The following is a 22,667-nucleotide window of genomic DNA, read 5'->3' as shown; positions in this document are numbered from 1 at the left end:
GAGCCCCTCTCCCGCGGCGGGAGGCGCTTCGTGCGGGCCGCTTCCCCGCGGGGCATCTCCGGCGGCCGCGCGGTTTGATCGACTGCCGCTTTTTTGTTACCTTTGCGGACATGATTCCCTATATCCGACAAACGCTGGCCAACGGACTGGTCGTCGTGGTCAACCGCGACCGCGCCTCGAAACTCGCCGCCGTGAACATCCTCTACCGGGTGGGGGCGCGCAACGAGAACCCGGCCCGCACGGGCTTCGCCCACCTGTTCGAACACCTCATGTTCCGCGGCACGCGTCAGGTGCCCAACTTCGACCTGCCGGTGCAGATGGCCTCGGGCGACAACAACGCCTTTACGAACAACGACTATACGGATTTCTACATCACCCTTCCGAAGGACAATCTCGAAACGGCGCTCTGGCTCGAGAGCGACCGTATGGAGGGGCTCGACATTACGCCCGAAAAGCTCGAAACGGAGAAGCGCGTGGTGATCGAGGAGTTCCGTCAACGCTACCTCAACCAGCCCTACGGCGATCAGATGATGCTGCTGCGCGATCTGGCCTACCGAACCCATCCCTACCGCTGGGCCACGATCGGACGGACACCCGACCACATCGAGCAGGCGACGCTCGCCGACGTGGAGGCCTTCTACCGGCGCCACTACCACCCCTCGAATGCCGTGCTGTCGATCTCGGCCGACCTGGACGAGGAGCGGATGCTTGCGCTGGCCGAAAAGTGGTTCGGACCGCTTGCCGACCGGCCGTCGGCTGCGGATCCCGTTCCGCAGGAGCTGCCTCAGCGCGAGGCCCGGCGCCGCGAGGTCGAACGCGATGTACCGGCCACGACCGTCTCCGTGGCCTACCACATGGGACGGCGCCGCGATCCCGATTTCCAGACGGCCGACCTGATCTCCGATCTGTTGGCGGGCGGCGATTCGGGACGTCTTTACAATTGGCTTGTCAAGGAGCGGCAGCTGCTCTCGAGCGTCAATGCCTACGTCACGGGAGATCTCGATCCCGGGTTGTTCGTCTTCACGGGACAGCTGCTCCCCGGAACGACTCCCGAAGCCGTCGAGACGGCCTTCCGCCAGGAGATCGACTCCCTGCTGCGCGATGCCGCCACGGAGTACGAGATCGAAAAGGTCAAGAACAAGTTCGAGGCCACGACGCTCTTTGGCGAACTCAATGTCATGAACAAGGCCATGAACCTCGGATTTTACGAACTGCTCGGCGATCTGGCCTTCATCAACCGGGAGGTTGACTGCTACCGGGCCGTTACGCCCGACGACATACGCTCGTTCTGCAGTCGCGTGCTGCGTCCCGAAAACAGTTCCACCCTGATTTACCGTGCCCGAAAATGAGACCGCCCCGCATTACCCCTTCGGAAGTTGACATACAGCTGGCCGAAAAACACACGCTTGCCAACGGCGTGGCCCTTTACACGCTGGCCTCGGAGGATTTCGAGGTGCTGCGCTTTTCGTTTGTCTTCCGGGCCGGATCGGCCGTGCAGACGGTTCCCTTCTCGGCCTCGGCGGCGGCCAATCTCCTGGCCGAAGGCTCCACCGAGCATTCGGCGCAGCAGATCGCCGAACAATTGGACTACTACGGCTCGTGGTACGACGTGAATATCGACCGCGACTATGCCTATATCAGTTTTGCCACGCTCTCGAAATTTTTCGAACATACGCTCGCCGTGGCCGAGGAGATTCTGCTCCGTCCGGCCTTCCCCGAGGCGGAGCTGCGTACGTACGCCGCCAAACGTCGCCAGCGGTTGGCGATCGACCGCACGAAAGTCGATGTCGAGGCCCGCGAGGCCTTTGCCCGGGCGCTCTTCGGGCCGCGTCATCCTTACGGCATCTCTTCGTCGGAGGAACTCTACGATTCGCTCACGCGGCGGGATGTCGTGGAGTTTTACCGCCGTTTCTACACGGCCGAACGTTGCTTTGTCGTCTGCAGCGGCCGCATCGGCGACCACGAACTGCATGCTTTGGGCAATTTGGCCGGTCGGCTTCCGCGCCGAGGCGTGGTGGAGGATCCTCGCTTTCCGGCCCCGGAGACCGTTCATGAGGCGTTTGTCGACCATCCCGGGGCCGTGCAGTCATCGTTGCGGCTCGGACGGCTGCTCTTCCCGCGGCAGCATCCCGATTTCGTCGGAATGCAGGTCGTGGCCACGGCTCTGGGCGGTTACTTCGGATCGCGTCTGATGCAGAATCTCCGCGAACGAAACGGTTATACCTATGGTGTGGTGGCTGCAATGGTCAATTTCGAACGGGCCGGTTATTTTGCCGTGGCGACGCAGGTCGGAACCGATGTGACGCGCCAGGCGCTCGGGGAAATATACCATGAAATCGAACTCCTGCGCACGGAACCCATGCCCGAGGAGGAGCTTGCGCTGGTGAAGAACATGATGACGGGTGAGATGATGCGGATTCTCGACGGGCCGTTCGGCATTGCCGACGTCACGATCGAGAATATCCTCTGCGGGACCGACAACCACATCATCGGCGAGAACATCCGCCGCATCCGGAGCATGACCCCGGACGATGTGCTGAAACTGGCCCGCAAGTATCTGGCCCGCGAGGATCTGGTAACGGTTGTGGCCGGCCCCGCCGGCTTGGGAAGCCGGTTTTAGAGGCGGATGGACCTCTATGGGGTTTCCGAGTCTCTTCCTCGCTCCCGCCCCGCCGGCTTGGGATGTCGGTTTTTGGGGGTAGGACCATGGAGAGTTTCTGATACCCCGCCAGCCCTCGATCAGTTCTTCAGCCGTTCTGACACCCAGCGGGTCAATTCGACAAATTCTGCTACCGACAGAGTCTCGGCACGCCGTGTGAAGAAGGGGTGCTCCGCACCGCCGAAGTCGCCGAAGACCGCCTTCAGCGAATTGCGCAGCATCTTGCGCCGCTGTCCGAACGAGGCCTTGACAACCTTGATGAAGAGCGTTTCGTCGCAGTCGAGCCTCTTTACGGCGTTCCGGCGCAGGCGGATCACCGCACTTTTGACCTTCGGGGGCGGGTTGAAAACCGTCTCGTTGACCGTGAAGAGGTACTCGATGTCGTACCACGCCTGCAACAGTACCGACAGGATGCCATACTCCTTCGATCCGGGCGGCTCGGCGATCCGCACGGCTACCTCCTTCTGGATCATCCCCACGCATTCGGGAACGAGATCGCGGTTTTCCAGCACCTTGAAGAAGATCTGCGACGAGATGTTGTAGGGAAAGTTGCCGATCAGGTGCAGCCCCCCGGGGAAGCGCTCGCGCAGGTCGAGTTTCAGAAAATCGCCCTCGATCAGCCGGGGTGTGAAATCCGGGTAGTGCGCATGAAGATATTCGACACTCTCGGTATCGATCTCGGCACCCCAGGTCACGAGGTCGGCGCGGCGCAGCAGGAATTGCGTGAGCACACCCATTCCACACCCCACCTCAAGTGTCGGGCAGGGAGCCTCGGGTGTCCCACCCGAGAGCGAGTCGCAAATCTTGCGTGCAATGTTCAGATCGACCAGAAAATGTTGGCCCAGAGACTTTTTGGCGCGTACTTCGGTCATTTTTTCGGTCGGCGACTGCGTTTTTTCTTTTCACTGCGTTCACGGGCACGCTCCTCGCGGGCCGCACGGCGTTGCGTGAGCCGGAAGGTGTAGAGCAGACCCACGAATCCGATGCCCAGCAGCAGCACCCAGAACCAGACGGCAATGCCGCGTTCCATGAATTCCAGTGCGTAGATGATTCCGGCGATGGCCACTACCATTCCGACCAGGCGGATCACCTGCATGAAATTGATCTTCATACTGTTATTCCTCTTTTTTTACGGTTTTGCGGCGCCGATGCTGCAGAGCTCCGAACGTCATGGCCGCCGAGGCCAGGGCCATCAGTACCGGAAGGTACCACAACTCCTGTGCGTCATCCATGGTGACGCGCCATGCCGAGACCACGGCAGCCAGAAAAAACATACCGGCCAGAATGGCCATCATTCGGTCGATCGTTCGCATCGGCTACGGAATTTTGTACTTGTCCACCTCGTCGAGGTGTTTGCGCTTTTTCTTGTGGTATTCGTTGTAGACCATCCCCGCGGCTGCCGCCACGAAGAGAATGCCCACAATGAAATCGAATGTATTCACACAGTTGGAATGGGTCACGCGCCAATAGATATTGGTTCCGAGCCATACCAGCGTCAACACCAGAAAAACAATGGCAAGTGTAAAGGTCTTTTTGTTCATAGGCGTGGTCTTTAGGTTCTATCAATCTCTCATCCGGAGTGTGGTTGGATCTCTCCGGCCCCGGGTCTTTCCCGCGGGTTCCATACAACTTCTTCCTTTCGGTTGGAGGGGCTTCGAAACAGGTTGGGACTTCCGGTTTTTTCCGGCAGTATTCCTGCCTACTGGCATGTGGTCCTCTTTTTGCGGCCGGCAGGGCGGTCCGTTTCTTCCCTTGCGGTCCTTCTCTGCTGTCCGGGTTGTTCCGTACTCCCCTGCATCATCTTCTCTGCGGCCTTCTTTCCTGTGGCTCTCTGCTTTCTTTCCTTCTCTCCTTCTCTCTTCCCCTTCTCTCCCTTCTTTTTTCCTTTTCTCCCTTCTTCCTTCTTTCTCTTCCTCTTTTTTCTCTCTCTCTTCTCCCTCCTCTCTTCTCCCTCTGGCGGCCCCCCCCCGCTTCGGCCCCGGGTCAGTTGCCCTGTTCGCAGATGAACTGGATGCGGACCAGACGGATCTCCTCTTCGGTGTAGTCGGAGCCCAGTTCCTCGATGGCGGCATCCAGCGAATCGCTCTCGGCATCCTCCTTGAAGTAGAGGTAGATGTCCTGGATCTTGTCCTCGTCCATGAACTCCTTCAGATAGTAGGAGATGTCGAGTTTCGTGCCGGCATTGACGATGGCTTCGATTTCGGTGAGCAGCTCGTCGAAATCGAGGTCCTTGGCCCGGGCGATATCTTCGAAATCCATCTTGCGGTCGATGGACTGGATGATGAAGATCTTGTTGCCCGACTTGCTGGCCACTCCCTTGACGACCATATCCTGCGGACGGATGATCTCCTTCTCCTCGACGTAGGCCTTGATGAGCTTGATGAACTCCTCGCCGAATTTCCGGGCCTTGCCGGCACCTACGCCCGTGATGTTCTGCATCTCCTCGAGCGTAATCGGGTACTGGATGGCCATATCCTCGAGTGAGGGGTCCTGGAAGATGACAAACGGCGGCAGGCCGTGTTGTTTGGCGACCTTCTTGCGCAGATCCTTCAGCATGGCGAAGAGCTCCTCGTCGGCAGCTCCGCCCTTGCCCATCGGGGCGACGGCTTCGGCCTCCTTCTCCTCCTCGTCGTAGTCGTGGTCGAGGGTGATGGTCACGGGGTAGGGCATGGCGATGTAGTTCTCGCCCTTTTTGTTGATCGAGATCAGTCCGTAGTTTTCGATGTTCTTGTCGATCAGTCCGAGGATCAGCCCCTGGCGCAGCACGGCGCCCCAGAAGCGTGCGTCGTGATCGGCGCCGGCTCCGAACCATTTCGAGGTGTTGTGGCCGTAGCTTTTGATCAGCGCCGTATTCTTGCCCACGAGCACGTTGATCAGGTAGTCGGACTTGAACTTGTCGCCGATGTCGCGCAACGCCTCGAGAGCCATCTTCAGGGCGGCCCGGGCGTCGACCTTGGGTTTGGGGTTGCGGCAGTTGTCGCAGTTGCCGCAATTGTCCTCGGTGTACTCTTCGCCGAAGTAGTGGAGCAGCGTCTTGCGGCGGCACATCGAACTCTCGGCATAGGAGACCGTCTCCTGCAGGAGCAGTTTGCCGATCTCCTGTTCGGCAACGGGCTTGCCCTGCATGAATTTCTCGAGTTTCTGGATATCCTTGTAGCTGTAGAAGGCCAGGCAGTAGCCTTCGCCGCCGTCACGTCCGGCGCGGCCGGTCTCCTGGTAGTATCCTTCGAGCGATTTGGGCATGTCGTAGTGGATCACGTAGCGCACGTCGGGTTTGTCGATGCCCATGCCGAAGGCGATCGTGGCGACGATGACATCGACCCGCTCCATGAGGAAGTCGTCCTGATTGGCGGCGCGTGTGGCGGCATCCATGCCGGCATGATAGGCCCGGGCGCGGATGCCGTTGGCGATGAGCAGTTCGGTGAGTTCCTCGACCTTCTTGCGGCTCAGGCAGTAGATGATGCCGCTCTTGCCCTCGTTCTGTTTGATGAAGCGGATGATTTCGTGGTCGATGTTGTGTTTGGGGCGGATCTCGTAGTAGAGGTTCGGGCGGTTGAACGACGACTTGAAGACCTGGGCATCCGTCATGCCGAGGTTCTTCTGGATGTCCATCTGCACCTTGGGCGTTGCCGTGGCCGTGAGGGCGATCAGCGGGGCCTGTCCGATTTCGTTGATGATCGGGCGGATACGGCGATACTCGGGGCGGAAGTCGTGTCCCCATTCCGAGATGCAGTGGGCCTCGTCGATGGCGTAGAACGACACCTTTATTTTACGCAGGAAGGCGACGTTGTCCTCCTTGGTGAGCGATTCGGGGGCGAAATAGAGCAGTTTGGTCTTGCCGTCGAGCACGTCCTGGCGCACCTGGGCCACGGCGGTCTTGTTGAGCGACGAATTGAGGAAGTGGGCGATGCCCGATTCGGCCGAGAAGGTGCGCATGGAGTCGACCTGATTCTTCATCAGGGCGATCAGCGGCGAGATGATGATCGCTACGCCGTCCATCAGGAGTGCGGGCAACTGGTAGCACAACGATTTGCCGCCGCCCGTAGGCATCAGCACGAAAGTATCCTTGCCCTCCAGCACGTTGCGGATTACCGCCTCCTGATTCCCTTTGAATGACGAGAAGCCGAAATATTCCTTCAACTTGTCATGCAACAGGGATGAATCGAACTGTTTCATTTCGCCGTTTGTATGCTTTAAAAGAAAATTCAACGTAAAGATAAAAATTTTTTCGGAAAAAAGCATAACTTTGTAAAAAATTATATCCTGCGTCATGCGACTTTACACCAGCGAACTGGTCAAGAAATACAAGGCCCGAACGGTTGTCGACCATGTGTCGATTGATGTGAATCAGGGCGAGATCGTCGGCCTGCTCGGCCCCAACGGAGCGGGTAAAACCACCACCTTTTACATGATCGTGGGGCTCATCAAACCCAACGAGGGCCGGATCTTTCTGGAGACCGACCAGGGCCAGGTCAGCGAGTTGACCTCGCTGCCGGTCTACCGTCGGGCCCAGCTGGGCGTGGGCTATCTGGCCCAGGAGGCGTCGGTCTTCCGCCGGCTGACCGTCGAGGAGAACATCCGCGCCGTGCTGGAGATGACCGACTACTCGAAGGAGTACCAGAACGAGCGCGTCGAGGCGCTCATCGAGGAGTTCCGCCTGCAGAAGGTTCGCAAGAGTCTGGGTATCCAGCTCTCGGGCGGTGAACGGCGCCGTACGGAGATTGCCCGGGCCGTGGCCATCAATCCGGCCTTTATCCTGCTGGACGAACCCTTCGCCGGGGTGGACCCCATTGCCGTGGAGGATATCCAGTCGATCGTGGCGACTCTGAAGCACAAGAACATCGGAGTGATCATCACCGACCATAACGTCGACGAGACGCTGGCCATCACCGACCGCACCTACCTGCTCTACGAGGGCAAGATCCTCAAGACGGGTACGGCCGAGGAGCTGGCCGCCGACCCGATGGTGCGCAAGGTCTACCTCGGACAGCACTTCGAGTTGAAGAAGAGCCACCAGCTGACCCAGGAGATGAAGAACCGCAAGGGCGAAGAGTTGCGCCAGGCGGCCTCGGAGGAGGCTCGCAAGGCGGTGGATGAGGCCCGCAAGGCGGTCGACGAGGCGCAGAAGGCCGATGAAGAGGCCCGCCTGGCGGTCGATGAGGCCGACCGGGCCGAAACTGAGGCCCGCAAGGCGGTCGATGAGGCTCGGAAGGCGGTCGACGAGATTCGCGGTGACAAGCATTGAGAACCGCCCGAGAAGGGGGGGGGTAGAAGAAGCGAATGGTTGGAGGGCTTCCCGGCTGTGAGACAAGATGCGGCTGTGAGATGGGGTGATTGTGAAGCGGGGCGATTGTGAGACGGGGATGACTGTGAAGCAGGGCGATTGCGAGTCGGGCGCTCGAAGAGGCCTCGTTCCTTGCTCGTGGAGGTCTGCCGACAGAAGGACAGAAGGTTAGTAGGTTGATAGATATATGGACAAAACGGTTCCGCCAGGCCGCGTCAAAGGCACGCTGACGCCGCCCTGCTCGAAAAGTTATGCACAGCGTGCTCTGGCTGCAGCCCTGCTCTCCGAAGAACCCACGGTGTTGCGCAATCTGGAATTCTGCGACGATACGCGCTCGGCGCTGCACTGCATCCGTACGCTCGGCGCCCGCGTCGAACAGGTCGACGCCACGTCGCTCTCGATCCGCGGTGGTCTGAATCCCCACGGCCGGACGCTCGAAGTGGGCGAATCGGGCCTCGCCACGCGCCTCTTTACCCCCATTGCCTCGCTTTGCCGGACGCCGATCCGCATCGTCGGACGCGGCACGTTGCTCGTGCGTCCGATGACGATGATGCTCGAACCGCTGCGGCAGCTGGGTGTCACGGTGCACGACAACGACGGATTCCTGCCGGTGGAGGTCTGCGGACCGATGCACGGCGGTGAGGTGGAGGTCGACGGTTCGGTCTCCTCGCAGTTCATCACGGGGCTGCTGCTGGCCCTGCCGCGTGCCGCCAGCGACACGACGCTTCACGTGCGCAACGCCGTCTCGACCCCCTATCTGGACATGACGCTCGATACGGCGGCGCGCTTTGGCGTGGAGATCAGCCAGCGCGACTACGAGGAGTTCTACATCCCCGGCAACCAGCATTTTGCCGCTACCTATTTCAGCATCGAGGGCGACTGGAGCGCTGCGGCCATGCTGCTCGTGGCCGGCGCCACGGCCGGTGAGATCACCGTACGCAACGTCTCGATGCTCTCCAAACAGGCCGATACGGCCATCTGTACGGCGCTCGTGCGGGCCGGCGCGGCCGTGATCAACGATGAGGAGTCGGTGACGGTGGCCCACCGTCCGCTGCACGGCTTCGAGTTCGATGCCACGAACTGCCCCGACCTCTTCCCGGCGCTGGCCGCGCTGGCCGCCGCAGCCGAAGGGGTGAGCACGATCCGCGGCACGTCGCGCCTCGAATACAAGGAGTGCAACCGCGCCGAGGCCATCTGCGAGGAGTACGGCCGGCTGGGCATCGAGGTCGACCTCTCGGAAGTGGATGTCATGCGTATCCGCGGCGGGGCGATCCATGCCGCCCGCACGCAGAGCCACGGCGATCACCGCATGGCCATGTCGCTGGCCGTGGCGGCGCTGAGGGCCGACGGCGAGGTGACGATCGAAGGGGCCGAGTCGGTGGCCAAGAGCTATCCGACCTTCTTCGAGGATCTGGCCCGGGTCCGCGAATCGTGAGTCCCGGCCGACTAAAACAGAACAGATCATGAATCAATACGGAGTGAATTTCCGGCTCGCCATCTGGGGCGAGTCACACGGTGCGCAGGTCGGCATCTCGATGGATGGAGTGCCGGCCGGATTGTCCCTTTCGGAGGCGGATTTCGAGGTCGATCTGGCCCGCCGCCGGAGCGGTGCGCGGGGGACGACGCCGCGGCGCGAGACGGACCGGCCGATGATCGTCTCGGGACTTTACAACGGCCATACGACCGGTGCGCCGCTGACCGTGACCTTCGCCAATACGAACACCCGCTCGCAGGACTACGCCAATGTCGAGCGCCATTTCCGCCCGTCGCACGCCGACTGGGTGGCCTTCCGCAAGTTCGGGGGATACAACGATTCGCGGGGCGGCGGCCACTTTTCGGCGCGGCTGACCGTGGCGCTGGTGGCCGCGGGGGTGGTGGCCAAGAAGATGCTGCCCGAAGGGGTGCGTTTCGCCACGCGCCTTACGGAGATCGGCGGATGTGACGATCCGGCGCGTTTCGACGAGCTGCTGCGCGAGGCGGCGGCCGAGCGCGATTCGCTGGGCGGCGTGGTTGAATGCCGTGTCGCGGGAGTGCCCGTCGGGATCGGCGAACCCTTCTTCGATTCGGTCGAGAGCCGGGTGGCACACCTGCTCTTCTCGATTCCGGCGGTCAAGGGGGTGGAGTTCGGCAGCGGATTTGCCGGAAGCCGTCTCCGCGGGTCGCAGAACAACGACCCGATCCTCGACGGCGAGGGGCACACGGCGACGAACCATGCCGGTGGAATCAACGGCGGCATTACGAACGGCAACGAGGTGGTGGTGCGTGCGGCGTTGAAGCCCACGCCGAGCATCTCCCGACCGCAGGAGACCTACAATCTGACGACCGACCGCGTTGAGCCGCTCGAGATCCGGGGACGTCACGATGTCTGTGTAGCCCTGCGCGGAGCGGTGGTTGTCGAGGCAGCCGTTGCCATTGCGTTGGCCGATCTCTGGAGAAGCCGATGACACGCCGCGAAGCCATCGAACGCATTACGGCCCGCCTGACGGGTCTCTATGATGCCCGCGAGGCCCGGAACCTGGCCCGCCTGCTGGTTGCCGGGCGGGAAGGCATCTCGCTCTCGGCGCTGCTGACCGACCCCGGGGCCGAACTGCGGGCGAGAGGGGCTGAAAAGCCGGAGGGCCTGGAAGGGCTGGACGGAACGTCGCGTGAGAAGGGGGCGTCGTGTGAGAAGGGTGCGTCGTACGGGGCGGGGGAGCTCGGACGCTTGGGTGCAGATGTCGAACGACTGGCCGCGGGCGAACCCCTGCAGTACGTGCTTGGCGAGAGCGAATTCTACGGACGTCGCTTTGCGGTGCGCCGGGGGGTGCTGATCCCGCGCCCCGAGACCGAGGAGCTGGTCGACCGCATCGTCCACAGTGTGCGGGGACGAGCCGGCGAAGCGGGGGAGTGTGAACCGCCCTTGCGAACTCCGCTTGCGGGCCGTGGGCTCCGGATCCTCGACGTGGGGACCGGAAGCGGCTGTATTGCCGTCTCGCTGGCGCTGGAGCTCCCCGCAGCCGAAGTCTATGCCGCCGATATCTCGGATGAGGCGCTGGAGGTCGCCGCCGAGAACTGCCGCCGGCTCGGGGCCCGCGTGACGCTGCGGCGGGCCGATGCACTGACCGATCTGGCGGAGCAATTTCCCGAACGATTTGATGTGATCGTCTCAAACCCTCCCTATGTCCCCGAGAGCGACCGCGGGGCGATGCACCCCAACGTGCGCGATTACGAGCCGGCACTGGCGTTGTTCGTGCCGGACGACGATCCGCTGCGCTTCTACCGTGCCATTGCGCACTCCGGGCGGCGGATGCTGCGACCGGGCGGGCGCCTCTGGTTCGAGATCTACGAACACGCCGCCGCACAGATGGCCGACATGCTTGCGGCCGAGGGATATACGGCCACCGAAATCTACCGGGACCTCTTCGATAAGGAACGAATGACATGCAGCCGACTCGAAAGATAAACACACCGCGCGAAAAGCGGACGAAAACACCCGAACAGGCCCTCACCTCGCTCATGCGGCTCTGTGCCCGGGCCGAGAAGTCGGAGGGTGATGCCCGACGGCTGATGCGCGGCTGGGGTTTGGCGGAGCGTGATGCCGAGGCGGTGCTGGCGCGGCTGGTGCGCGAACGCTTCATCGACGATACGCGCTATGCCGAGGCCTTCGTGCGCGAGAAGCTGCGGCTGAGCGGCTGGGGCGAGTACAAGATCCGCACGGCGCTTCAGCGCAAGGGCATCCGGCGTGAGGTGATCGACGCGGCGCTGGCCCAGGCCGACCGTTCGGCCATGGGGCAGCGCCTGGCGGAACAGCTTGCGCGCAAGGCCCGGACGGTGAAGCACACGACTGCCTACGAATTGAAAACCAAATTGATACGATACGGGCTTTCGCTCGGTTACGACTACGAGGCCGTGATGGATGCGGCCGCGCAGTTGGTCAAGGATACGGATACATGCGACGATTTCTGACAACGATGCTTCTGGCCGCGACGTGCGTCGGGGCCTCGGCTCAAACCCAAACTGCGAACCGCGGGCAGCGGCTCAATCCCGACGATTATATTTTTCCCGTACAGCAGGCTTCGCGGCTCTTTTCGGCCAATTTCGGCGAACTGCGCCCGGGACACTTCCACGCCGGTGTGGACATCAAGACCGACGGCGAGGAGGGCCATCCGCTGGTGGCTGTGGCCGACGGCTATGTTTCGCGCATGACGGTTTCGGCGGGCGGCTACGGACGGGCGCTCTACCTGACGCTCCGGAACGGTACGACGGCCGTCTATGGCCATCTGCAGCGCTTTCGCAAGGACCTCGAGGAGTGCCTCCGCTCGGAGCGTTACGCCCGCCGTGCGAACGGCGTCGACCTCTGGTTCGAGCCCGACCGCTGGCCCGTGCATCAGGGCGATGTCATCGGCTACGCGGGCAACAGCGGTTCGTCGATGGGGCCCCACCTTCACTACGAGATCCGCGACACCCCGACGCAGCGCCTCCACAACCCGGTTCGCGAGCGTATTGTCCGCCCCGAGGACAACCTCCCGCCGCGCATCCTGCGCATCCATTATGTGGAGGTCGACACGCTCGACGGAGTTCCCGTGCGGAGCCCCGCGGAGAGTTATGCCGTCGTGCGCGATGCCGACGGCCGTTACCGGCTGACGCGCGGCGAACCGGTCGAAGTCGGACGCCGCGGATACTTTATCCTCGAGACCTCCGACCGCCGCAACGGCGTCTACAACACCTTCGGCGTCTGGCGTGTTGAGGCCCGCTGCGACGATCAACCCTATTTCGAGTACCGCATGGATGGCTTTACGCACGATCTGTCGCGCTGTTGCGACGCCGTGAGCTGCTATCCGCTCAAGATCGGTTCGCGCAACGAGGTGATCCGGCTGGCCCAGCTGGCCGGGGCTCCCGACCTCTTCTACCCGCGGATGGTCGAACGGGGCGTGGTGCGGTGTGAGCCGGGCGCCAGCCGCCGCATCCGTATCGAGGTCGAGGACGACAGCGGCAACCGCTCCTCGATCGAGTTCCCGATCGTGGGGCGTCGCGAGGAGTTCCGTGCCGAGGTGGATTCCGCGGCCGTGGCCCTCTTCCCGGGGCGGAACTCCCTGGTACGGATCGGCGACGAGGCCGTGGCCCGTATCCAGAAGGGTTCGCTCTACGAACCGTTGTTCGTCCATCCCCGGCGTCTCGATCAGCCGCAGAGTCGCGCCGGAGTCGTCGTCCTGTCGCCCGTCTACCGTTTTCTTGAGGCCACGACGCCCCTTTACAGCTCGGCGTTGGTGACCATCCGGACTCAGGTGCCGCCCCGTCTGCGGTTGCATGCCGTCCTGGCCGGTCGCGGCAGCAAGGGTGGTCTTTATCACGTTGGCGGAACCTATTCGAATGGGGCCGTGACGGCCGTCACGCGCACGACAGGCGATCTGCTCGTCGTGGCCGACACGCTGCCCCCGACCGTCCGTCCGCTCTTTACCGACGGTGCGTCGCTCTCCTCGGCCGCCGAACTGCGTTTCCGCACGTCGGACAACTTCTCGGGCATCGCCTCCTGGACGCTCCTCATCGACGGCGAATGGGTCCCCTGCGACCGTTTCCCAATGAAAGGAACCCTCGTTCATCGCTTCGATCGTCCTGCAGCCCATCGTCGCCATACCTACGAACTGACGGTCCGCGATGCCTGCGGAAATTCCGCCCGCCATTCCGGTTCATTTGTCCGGTAGGGCGGCGCGCGGTTGTGAGCTGGCATCCCCCGGGTAGTGGCCGGAACGTTTAGTGGGCCGGCATCTGTCAGTGCCCGACAGGGGTGGTGGCCGGCATCCTCCGGCGGGGTAGCGGCCGGCCGGTTCGCCGCCAAGGCAGACTCCTTTCCCCGCAGTTCTGACCGATCTGCTCAGGAGCGTTCCATGAGATCCCCCTTGCCGCGCATCTCTGCATGCAAAAAAAAAGCCTCTCCGATTCCGGAGAGGCTTTTTTTGCAAAGGGCCGTGGGCCGGTTATTTGCCCATGTAGCTCTTGATGTAGTGGTGGTGCGATCCCCAGCGCTCGAAGGCTGCACGGTCGAGCTCCTCGCGGGCCGACGGGTGGGCAATCGAGATCAGCAGACGCGCACGCTCCTGCATCGACTTGCCGTAGAGATCGACGGCTCCGTACTCCGTAACGACCCAGTGTACGTGGAAACGCGACGTCACGACACCGGCACCGTCGAGCAGCGTCGGGCAGATCTTCGAGACGCCCTTGTTCGTGATCGAAGGCATGGCGATGATGGCCTTTCCGCCCTTCGACAGCGAAGCGCCGTAGACGAAGTCGATCTGACCGCCCGCTCCCGACCAGAACTTCGTACCCAGCGAGTCGGCGCTGACCTGACCCGTGAGGTCGATCTGCAGGGCCGAGTTGATGGCCACGAAGTTGTCGTTCTGCGAGATGATGTAGGGGTCGTTCGTGTAGCCGACGTCCATCATCAGCACGCCCGGGTTGTCGTCGATGAAGTCGTAGACGGCCTGCGAACCCATCAGGAACGTCGAAACCATCTTGCCCGGATCGGTCTTCTTGGCCTCACCGTTGATGACGCCCTTCTTGACCAGCGGCAGTACGCCGTCGGCGAACATTTCGGTGTGCACACCCAGATTCTTGTGGTTGCCCAGCTGGCTCAGCACGGCGTTCGGAATGGCACCGATACCCATCTGCAGCGTGGCGCCGTCCTCGATCAGTGCGGCGCAGTGCTTGCCGATGGCCGTTTCGACCTCGTTGGGCTCCGTGAACTTGGCCTCGATCAGCGGCGTGTCGTCCTCGACGAAGGTGTCGATCTTCGACATCGGGATCATGGCCTGGCCGAAGGCGCGCGGCACGTGCTTGTTCACCACGGCGATGACGTGGTCGGCGCACTCGACGGCGGCCAGCGTTGCATCAACCGACGTACCGAGCGATACATACCCGTGCTTGTCCGGCGGGCAGACCTGGATCATGGCCACGTTGCACGGTACGGCGCCGCAGCGGTAGAGTTTCTGCGTCTCGCTCAGGAAGACCGGAATGTAGTCGGCATATCCGCTCTGGGTCACCTTGCGCACGTTCGAGCCCACGAAGAACGAATCGAGCTGGAAGATACCCTCGAATTTCGGATCGGCATAGGGTGCCGGACCTTCGGTGTGCAGGTGATGGATGTGCACGTCTTTCAGTTCGCCGGCCTCACCGCGGCGGCACATGGCGTTGATCAGACACTGAGGGGCCGAAGCTACCGAGCTCAGATGCACGTGATCGCCCGATTTGATGACCTTGACGGCCTCCTCGGGAGTCGTGAAATGGATAGGGTTAGTCATTTCTGCCAAAAAATTTCTAAGTGGTTTGACTTACAGTTAGTGTGTCGTATTTTTCTTGTTGTGACAGGCCGGAATACGCCTCTCGGGAGCTCCGCCGTGTTATTTGCGTTTTACCTCGACCTGCTCGTATCCCTCGACGATATCGCCGACCTTGATGTCGTTGTAGGATTCGATGTTCAGACCGCAGTCCTGACCTACGCCGACCTCCTTGACGTCGTCCTTGAAGCGTTTGAGCGAACCCAGTTTGCCGGTGTAGATGACGATACCGTCGCGGATCACGCGGATAGGTGTCGTACGCTGCAGCTTGCCTTCGCGGATTACGCAGCCCGCAACGGTGCCGACCTTCGAGATCTTGAAGATCTCCATCACCTCGGCCGAGGCGACGATCTCCTCCTTCATCACCGGTTCCAGCATGCCCTCGATGGCATCCTTGATATCGTTGATCGCGTCGTAGATGATCGAGTAGAGGCGGATTTCGATCTCCTCCTTTTCGGCCAGTTTGCGGGCCGAGGCCGAAGGACGCACCTGGAAGCCCACGATGATGGCGTTCGAGGCGGCGGCCAGCAGGACGTCCGACTCCGAGATCTGACCCACGGCGGCGTGGATCACGTTCACCTGCACGCTCTCCTTCGAGAGCTTGATCAGCGAGCCCGACATGGCCTCCACCGAACCGTCCACATCGCCCTTGACGATGATGTTCAGCTCCTTGAACGAGCCGATGGCGATGCGGCGGCCGATCTCGTCCAGCGTGACGTGCTTCTGGGTCATGATGCCCTGCATGCGCTGCAGCTGTTCGCGCTTGTTGGCGATTTCGCGGGCCGAGCGGTCGTCGTCCATCACGTTGAACAGGTCACCGGCCTGCGGGGCGCCGTTCAGACCCAGCACCTGTACCGGGGTCGACGGTCCGGCCTCCTGCACCTTCTTGCCGTTCTCGTTGAACATCGCCTTGACACGGCCCGTGTAGGTTCCCGAGAGGATCACGTCGCCGACGTGCAGCGTACCGTTCTGCACCAGCACCGTCGAGACATAGCCGCGGCCCTTGTCCAGCGTCGATTCGATCACCGTGCCGACGGCCTTCTTGTTGGGGTTGGCACGCAGGTTGAGCATCTCGGCCTCGAGCAGCACCTTCTCCAGCAGCTTGTCCAGATTGATGCCCTTCTTGGCCGAAATCTCCTGATCCTGGTATTTGCCGCCCCACGATTCCACGAGGTAGTTCATCTGTGCCAGCTGCTCCTTGATGTGGTCGGGGTTGGCGTTGGGCTTGTCGATCTTGTTGATGGCGAAGACCATCGGCACTCCGGCCGCCTGGGCGTGGTTGATGGCCTCGATGGTCTGCGGCATGACGTTGTCGTCGGCGGCCACGATGATGATGGCCACGTCCGTAACGGCCGCACCGCGTGCACGCATGGCCGTGAAGGCCTCGTGACCCGGCGTGTCGAGGAAGGTGATCTTCTGCCCGTTGAGTTCGACGCTGTAGGCACCGATGTGCTGCGTGATACCGCCGGCCTCGCCCTCGATGACGTTTGTCTTGCGGATGTTGTCCAGCAGCGACGTCTTACCGTGGTCGACGTGGCCCATGACCGTCACGATGGGCGGACGCGGAACGAGATCCTCCTCCTTGTCCTCCTCGTCGGCGATGGCCTCCTGGATGTCGGCCGAGACGAACTCGATCTTGAAGCCGAACTCCTCGGCCACAACCACCAGAGCCTCGGCATCCAGACGCTGGTTGATCGACACCATCAGTCCGAGGTTCATGCAGGCCGTGATGACCTCCGTGGGCGAGACGTTCATCATTGTCGCCAACTCGTTCACGGTCACGAACTCCGTGACCTTAAGCGTCGAACGTTCCTTCTCTTCGCGCTGTACCTCCTCATTCATGCGCTCGGCCACGGCTTCGCGCTTGTCACGACGGTATTTGGCGCTCTTGCTCTTGGCGCCCTTGGCCGTCAGACGGGCCAGCGTATCCTTGACCTGCTTCGAAACCTCCTCATCGCTCACTTCCGGACGCAGGACCGGTTTCGGGGTATTCTTGTTCTTGTTGCGACGTCCCTCGCCCGGACGCGGCTGGTTGTTCTGGCCGCCCTGACTGCCGCGATTGTTCTGACCGCCCTGACTGCCGCGATTGTTCTGACCGCCCTGACTGCCGCGGTTGTTCTGGCCTCCCTGGTTGTTCTGGCCGCCCTGACTGCCGCGATTGTTCTGACCGCCCTGACCGCCGCTCTTCTGGGCACGGTTCACGTCGACCTTCTCCTTCTGCAGGCGTTTGCGCTTGTGCTTGCCGCCCGGAACGAAGCCCGAGACGTCCATCGTTCCCAGCACCTGCGGACCGGTCAGCGTCACCGTGGCCGGACGGAAGATATTGTCTTTCGGAGCTTCGGGTTTCGGAGTCTCCTCGCTTTTGGCCGGTTGTGCGGCCGGTGCCGATGCGGGCTGTACCGTGGGGTTCGGCGCTTCGGCGGCGGATTGTGCGGCCGGTTGGGCCGGCTTCTCGGCAGCCGGCGTCGTCGGATGTGCTTCGGCCTTCGGCGTCTGCTCGCTCTTCGGCTCACTCTTTACGGCCGGAGCGGGTGCGGGCTGTGCTGCGGGTTTCGGTGCCTCGGCAGCGGGCTGTGCGGCCGGCTGGGCCGGCTTTTCGGGAGCCGGAGTCGTCGGACGCGTTTCGGCCTTCGGCGTCTCGGGCTGTTCGGCCACGGCACTCTCGGCGGCCTTGGCCGTCTGGTTCAGCGTCTGCACGGTGGGACGCTTGGCCGAGAGATCAATCTTGCCGAGGAACTTCGGCTGCTGGATCTCGTCCTTGACGTGGATCATGTGGCTCTTGATGACCACCTCCTTCTCCTCTTCACGCTCCTGTTTGCGGGCCTCCTCGAGGGTGATGGTCGTCTGCTTCTGCGCGATGCGTTCACGAACCGATTCCCGGGCATTCACGGCGCTGCGGTTCGAGCCGAACTCCTTCTCCAGAACGGCATAGGTCTCGGCGTCGACCAGCGTGTTGGGCGACCCGTCGCTCTTGATGCCCTTCTTTTGCAGGAAGTCCGTGATGGTGTTCAGTCCGACCTTGAACTCCTTGGCAACCTGAATGAGTCTTAATTTTCTTTCATTACCCATATTGTCCTGTTCTCCTTTCTTCCTTGATGATTATTCGAATTCGGCCTTCAGAATCTCGACGACCTTCTGTGCCTGTTCCAGTTCGAGGTCGGCACGTGCGGCGATCTCCTCTACGGGGAGTTCCAGTACGCTCTTGGCCGTATCGCAGCCGGCGGCCTTCAGGGCGTCGATGATCCAGCCGTCGATCTCGTCGGCGAACTCCGTCAGGGCTACATCTTCCTCCTCGACTTCGCGGTAGACGTCGATGTCGTAGCCCGTGAGCATCTTCGACAGACGGATATTCAGACCTCCCTTGCCGATGGCCAGCGACACCTGGTCGGGTTTCAGGTAGACCGAAGCGGTCTTCTTCTCCTCGTCAACGGTGATCGAGGAGATCTTGGCGGGGTTGAGCGAACGCTGGATCATCAGCTGCGGGTTGGCCGTGTAGTTGACCACGTCGATGTTCTCGTTGCGCAACTCCTTGACGATCGAGTAGATGCGCGAACCCTTCATGCCGACGCAGGCGCCTACCGGGTCGATGCGTTCGTCGTAGGATTCGACGGCCACCTTGGCGCGTTCGCCCGGGATGCGGGCGATCTTCTTGATGGTGATCAGACCGTCGTAGATTTCGGGCACCTCCTGCTCGAACAGCCGCTCGAGGAACTGGTTGGCCGTACGCGAAAGGATGATCCGCGGCTGGTTGTTGTTCATCTCCACCGACTTGACGATGGCCTTGATCGTATCGCCCTTGCGGTAGAAGTCGTTGGGGATCTGCTCGGCTTTCGGCAGGATGAGTTCGTTCTCCTCGTCGTCGAGGATCAGCACCTCCTTCTTCCAGACCTGGTAGACCTCGCCGGTGATGATTTCGCCGACCTTCTCCGAATATTTTTCGTAGAGGCTGGCCTTTTCGAGTTCGAGGATGCGCGAGGCGAGGTTTTGGCGCAGCGAGAGCACCGTGCGGCGGCCGAACGACGAGAGTTTGATCTCGTCGGCATATTCGTCACCGATTTCGTAGGTGGGGTCGATGGCCTTGACCTCCGAGACGGCGATCTGCGTATTGGGGTTTTCGACGGCTCCATCCTCGACGACGGTCCGGTTACGCCAGATCTCCAGGTCGCCCTTTTCGGGGTTGATGATCACGTCGAAGTTCTCGTCCGTCTCGTACTGTTTCTGCAGCGCGTGGCGGAAGACGTCCTCCAACACGCCGATCATCGTCGACTTGTCGATGTTCTTCAGCTCCTTGAACTCGGCAAAGTTGCTGATAAGGTTGAGATTGTCCATGGGATGATTATCTTGTTTTTCGATTTTGATTTTTTCGTCTCTATTGTTTTGCAGCCCGGCGCGTTCCCGGAGCCTCATTGCTTGTTTGTTGTACGGCCCGGCGCCTGCCCAAACCTTATATTATGCGGCCCCGGTCCCTTTTTCGTTACGTGGCCCGGCCCCTTTTTTGTTATGCGGCCCTGCTCCTTTTATACGGCTTCGGCACTTGCTATGCCCCTTCTCGCTTGCTTCTCTTCTCCTCTTCTCTCGCTCGGCTCTCACCCCCCCCCTCGCTATTTGAAGTCAAGCCACTCCTTCGTGTACTTGATTTCGGAGAAGGGGTAGGTGCGGCTTACCTTGACGAGCTGCTTGCGTTTCTTGCCCTCGACGGCCTGCTTCTCCTCGTAGGAGAGGGTGATGCCCTCGTCTGTGACCTCGTCCAGCCGGGCCAGCAGCTTGATGCCGCTTGTCAGCAGCACCTCCACCGAACTGCCCACCAGCTTGCGATACTGGCGCAGCGAGCGCAGTTCGGAGCCGATACCGGCCGACATGACCGTCAGCGAGAAGTCTTCGGCGTCGCGGTCGAGCTCGGCCTCGATGGCGCGGCTCAGTTCGGCACAGGCGTCGATTCCGACCGACGTGTCGCTGTCGATGGTCAGTTCGACCTCGTTGGCGGGATTGCAGGTACAGTCGACGACAAAGAGGTCCGTACCTTCGAGTTTGCGTTCGGCTATGGCCGTGATTTTCTGAATATCCATCATGTTTCGGGTAAGTTCAACCACGAAATAAGGGGACATATAGTCCCCTTATCGCTGCGTTCTCGGTCTTTCGACACGGCAAATATAGTAATATATTTCCGATATACCAATATTTGTTGGCGAAAAGCGTGAAAAATCAGTTGTCAATCTTCGAAGCGTAGGGTTTGATGATGCCTCGCTTCGATTCGCGGATGAATTGCAGCAGATAGTCGCGTTCGGGGCTTTGCGGAATCTGCCGCTCGACCTCCTCGCAACCGGCCATGTAGTTCAGCCCGCTCTGGAAGAGGATGCGGCAGGCGTCGTGGATCTCGCCGATGCGCTCGGGCGTGAATCCGCGGCGCGAGAGTCCCACCTTGTTGATGCCGGCGAAACGCAGCGTGTCGTTGCGTACGATGATGTAGGGGGGCAGGTCCTGACTCAACAGCGTGCCGCCCTGGACCATCGAGTGGTCGCCGATGTGCACCCACTGGTGGATGGCGACATGGCCGCCGATGACCACCCAGTCGCCGATATGGACCTCGCCGGCCAGCGAGACGCGGTTGGCGATGACGCAGTGGTCACCCACCACGCAGTCGTGGGCCACGTGGACGTAGGCCATCAGCAGGTTGTGCGAACCCACGCGCGTGGTTCCCGTCGAGGCGGTTCCGCGGCTGATGGTGACACACTCGCGGATGTCGTTGTAGTCGCCGATTTCGGCCGTCGTGGCCTCGCCCTTGAACTTGAGGTCCTGGGGCAGGCATGAGATCGAGGCGGCGGTGTGGATTCGGCAGCCCTTGCCGATGCGGGCTCCGTCGTGGATCACGGCGCCGGGACCGATCCAGCAGTCGTCGCCGATGACGACGTCGCCGGCGATGTAGGCGAAGGGTTCCACCGTAACGTTGTTCCCGATTTTGGCATCGGGGTGAATGTAGGCCAGATTGCTTATCATAACATTGCGATTACTTCTTGTTCTTGACGACCTGGGCCATCATCACGGCTTCGCAGGCAAGTTTCTCGCCGACGAAGGCCTTGCCCTCGACGACGGCCACGCCGCGGCGGATGGGTTCCAGCAGGTGGATTTCGAATTGGAGCGTATCGCCCGGCACGACCTTGTGCTTGAACTTCACGCTGTCGATCTTCATGAAGTAGGTCGAATAGTTCTCCGGGTCGGGCACCGAGTTGAGGACCAGAATGCCGCTGCACTGGGCCATGGCCTCGACGATCAGCACGCCCGGCATGACGGGTTCGTTGGGGAAGTGTCCGACGAAGAAGGGTTCGTTCATCGTGACGTTCTTGATGCCGGCCACGTCGGTCTTGTCGCAGTAGAAGATGCGGTCGACGAGCAGGAACGGCGGACGGTGGGGCAGCATGCGGCGGATGTCGTTGATGTCGTAGAGCGCCGGTTTGCGGCAGTCGTAGGTGAAGCGGGGCTTTTCGCCGGCCTTGCGGATGGCGTGTTTGAGCTGCTTCATGAACTCCGTGTTGGCGAAGTGTCCGGGGCGGGTGGCCCATACGCGGCCCTTGATGCGCACGCCCAGCAGCGCGAAGTCGCCCAGCAGGTCGAGCAGCTTGTGGCGGGCCAGTTCGTTGCTGCAGCGCAGTTCGAGGTTGCTCAGATAGCCCGACTTGATCTCGATGTCGGGTTTGTTGAAGATCTTCTTGAGGTGTTCGAGCTGTTCGTCGGGGACGGGATTCTCGACCACGACGATGGCGTTGTCCAGATCGCCGCCCTTGATGAGGTTCATCTTCATCAGGGGTTCGATCTCGTGCAGGAAGACGAACGTGCGGCAGGGTGCGATCTTCTCGGCGTAGTCGTCGCCGGGAACGAACGTGGCGTACTGGTTTCCGATGACCTTCGAGTTGTAGTCGACGTGCACCGAGACGGCGAACTCATCGTCGGGATAGAGGATGATGGCCACGCCCTTTTCGGGGATGGTGTAGACCATCTTTTCGGTGACGTGGTAGAACGAACGTTCGGCCTGCTGGTCGACCAGGCCGGTTTCGGTGATGGCCTTGGCGTAGGCTGCGGCCGAGCCGTCGAGGATAGGGGTCTCTTCGGCGTCGATGTCGATGATGGCGTTGTCGACGCCCAGCGTCCAGAGGGCCGACATGACGTGTTCGATGGTATGGACGCGGTGCCCGCCGAATTCGATGGTCGTGCCGCGCGAGGTGTCGACCACATGGTCGCACAATGCCGGGATTATGGGTTGGCCCTCGATGTCGATCCGTCGGAAGACGATGCCGGTGTTGGCCTCGGCGGGGTTGATGGTCATATTCACGCGGACACCCGTATGAAGACCCTTCCCCGAGAACGAAATCGGAGCTTTCAGGGTTTGTTGTTTAGTTGACATAAGCGGAGTAGCGTATAT

At 61.5% G+C, this 22,667-nt stretch carries 18 protein-coding genes and 1 pseudogene; 8 read left to right on the top strand and 11 right to left on the bottom strand.

The features are described 5' to 3' along the window. The first annotated feature begins 110 nt into the window (after positions 1-110). Positions 111-1,349: a M16 family metallopeptidase gene (locus tag PUQ42_RS06590; protein ID WP_273372150.1), complete on the top strand. Its 1,239-nt coding sequence runs from the start codon at positions 111-113 to the stop codon at positions 1,347-1,349. Continuing rightward, positions 1,346-2,620 carry a M16 family metallopeptidase gene (locus tag PUQ42_RS06585; protein ID WP_273372147.1) on the top strand — a complete coding sequence of 425 codons (1,275 nt, stop codon included), beginning with the start codon at positions 1,346-1,348 and terminating at the stop codon, positions 2,618-2,620. Before PUQ42_RS06590 ends, PUQ42_RS06585 begins: the two co-directional genes overlap by 4 nt. A 119-nt stretch (positions 2,621-2,739) precedes the next feature. Here PUQ42_RS06585 and rsmA read toward each other — a convergent pair whose 3' ends face one another. The 5 genes from rsmA to recQ form a co-directional block, all read right to left on the bottom strand. Beyond that, positions 2,740-3,531 carry a 16S rRNA (adenine(1518)-N(6)/adenine(1519)-N(6))-dimethyltransferase RsmA gene (rsmA, locus tag PUQ42_RS06580; protein WP_273372144.1) on the bottom strand — a complete coding sequence of 264 codons (792 nt, stop codon included), beginning with the start codon at positions 3,529-3,531 and terminating at the stop codon, positions 2,740-2,742. Beyond that, positions 3,528-3,770, bottom strand: a complete 243-nt coding sequence (locus PUQ42_RS06575; RefSeq protein ID WP_087312359.1) for a hypothetical protein — start codon at positions 3,768-3,770, stop codon at positions 3,528-3,530. Before PUQ42_RS06575 ends, rsmA begins: the two co-directional genes overlap by 4 nt. Before the next feature lie 4 nt (positions 3,771-3,774). Then, positions 3,775-3,972: a hypothetical protein gene (locus PUQ42_RS06570; protein WP_087312357.1), complete on the bottom strand. Its 198-nt coding sequence runs from the start codon at positions 3,970-3,972 to the stop codon at positions 3,775-3,777. Positions 3,973-3,975: 3 nt separating this feature from the next. Beyond that, on the bottom strand, positions 3,976-4,200 hold the full coding sequence (locus PUQ42_RS06565) for a hypothetical protein (protein ID WP_087405398.1): 225 nt from the start codon (positions 4,198-4,200) through the stop codon (positions 3,976-3,978). A gap of 442 nt (positions 4,201-4,642) precedes the next feature. Next, a complete protein-coding gene (gene recQ / locus PUQ42_RS06560; RefSeq protein WP_087405397.1) occupies positions 4,643-6,835 on the bottom strand; it encodes a DNA helicase RecQ in 2,193 nt (730 codons plus the stop codon). A gap of 94 nt (positions 6,836-6,929) precedes the next feature. Here recQ and lptB point away from each other — a divergent pair. From lptB to PUQ42_RS06530, 6 genes and pseudogenes are all read left to right on the top strand, one after another. Beyond that, positions 6,930-7,721, top strand: a pseudogene (gene lptB, locus PUQ42_RS06555) (LPS export ABC transporter ATP-binding protein); the annotation flags it as partial. Positions 7,722-8,130: 409 nt separating this feature from the next. Further along, positions 8,131-9,378: a 3-phosphoshikimate 1-carboxyvinyltransferase gene (gene aroA, locus PUQ42_RS06550; RefSeq protein WP_273372138.1), complete on the top strand. Its 1,248-nt coding sequence runs from the start codon at positions 8,131-8,133 to the stop codon at positions 9,376-9,378. 28 nt (positions 9,379-9,406) lie between these two features. Beyond that, positions 9,407-10,387: a chorismate synthase gene (locus PUQ42_RS06545; protein WP_273372135.1), complete on the top strand. Its 981-nt coding sequence runs from the start codon at positions 9,407-9,409 to the stop codon at positions 10,385-10,387. Continuing rightward, entirely contained in the window at positions 10,384-11,385 is a 1,002-nt protein-coding gene (gene prmC, locus PUQ42_RS06540; protein WP_273372132.1) for a peptide chain release factor N(5)-glutamine methyltransferase, read from the top strand. The genes PUQ42_RS06545 and prmC overlap by 4 nt, the downstream gene beginning before the upstream one ends. After that, a complete protein-coding gene (locus tag PUQ42_RS06535) occupies positions 11,364-11,888 on the top strand; it encodes a regulatory protein RecX (protein ID WP_273372129.1) in 525 nt (174 codons plus the stop codon). The genes prmC and PUQ42_RS06535 overlap by 22 nt, the downstream gene beginning before the upstream one ends. Beyond that, positions 11,873-13,624: a M23 family metallopeptidase gene (locus PUQ42_RS06530; protein WP_273372127.1), complete on the top strand. Its 1,752-nt coding sequence runs from the start codon at positions 11,873-11,875 to the stop codon at positions 13,622-13,624. The genes PUQ42_RS06535 and PUQ42_RS06530 overlap by 16 nt, the downstream gene beginning before the upstream one ends. Positions 13,625-13,897: 273 nt before the next feature. Here PUQ42_RS06530 and PUQ42_RS06525 read toward each other — a convergent pair whose 3' ends face one another. The 6 genes from PUQ42_RS06525 to PUQ42_RS06500 form a co-directional block, all read right to left on the bottom strand. Then, on the bottom strand, positions 13,898-15,217 hold the full coding sequence (locus tag PUQ42_RS06525; RefSeq protein WP_087311824.1) for an acetyl-CoA hydrolase/transferase family protein: 1,320 nt from the start codon (positions 15,215-15,217) through the stop codon (positions 13,898-13,900). Between the two features lie 99 nt (positions 15,218-15,316). After that, on the bottom strand, positions 15,317-18,322 hold the full coding sequence (gene infB, locus PUQ42_RS06520) for a translation initiation factor IF-2 (RefSeq protein WP_273372121.1): 3,006 nt from the start codon (positions 18,320-18,322) through the stop codon (positions 15,317-15,319). A gap of 30 nt (positions 18,323-18,352) precedes the next feature. Further along, a complete protein-coding gene (gene nusA / locus PUQ42_RS06515; protein ID WP_087311828.1) occupies positions 18,353-19,582 on the bottom strand; it encodes a transcription termination factor NusA in 1,230 nt (409 codons plus the stop codon). Between the two features lie 272 nt (positions 19,583-19,854). After that, positions 19,855-20,322, bottom strand: coding sequence for a ribosome assembly cofactor RimP (gene rimP / locus PUQ42_RS06510; protein WP_087405391.1), 468 nt, complete (start codon positions 20,320-20,322; stop codon positions 19,855-19,857). 133 nt (positions 20,323-20,455) lie between these two features. Then, positions 20,456-21,247 (bottom strand): acyl-ACP--UDP-N-acetylglucosamine O-acyltransferase, encoded by a 792-nt coding sequence (lpxA, locus tag PUQ42_RS06505; RefSeq protein ID WP_122120534.1) that lies wholly within the window; start codon positions 21,245-21,247, stop codon positions 20,456-20,458. A 10-nt stretch (positions 21,248-21,257) separates the two neighbouring features. After that, positions 21,258-22,649, bottom strand: coding sequence for a bifunctional UDP-3-O-[3-hydroxymyristoyl] N-acetylglucosamine deacetylase/3-hydroxyacyl-ACP dehydratase (locus PUQ42_RS06500; protein ID WP_122120535.1), 1,392 nt, complete (start codon positions 22,647-22,649; stop codon positions 21,258-21,260). Positions 22,650-22,667: the final 18 nt, after the last annotated feature.

It is taken from the genome of Alistipes megaguti, assembly GCF_944320325.1.
GTDB lineage: Bacteria > Bacteroidota > Bacteroidia > Bacteroidales > Rikenellaceae > Alistipes > Alistipes megaguti.
The sequence above is the reverse complement of the archived record's forward strand: the minus strand, read 5'-3'. Positions and strand labels throughout refer to the sequence as shown.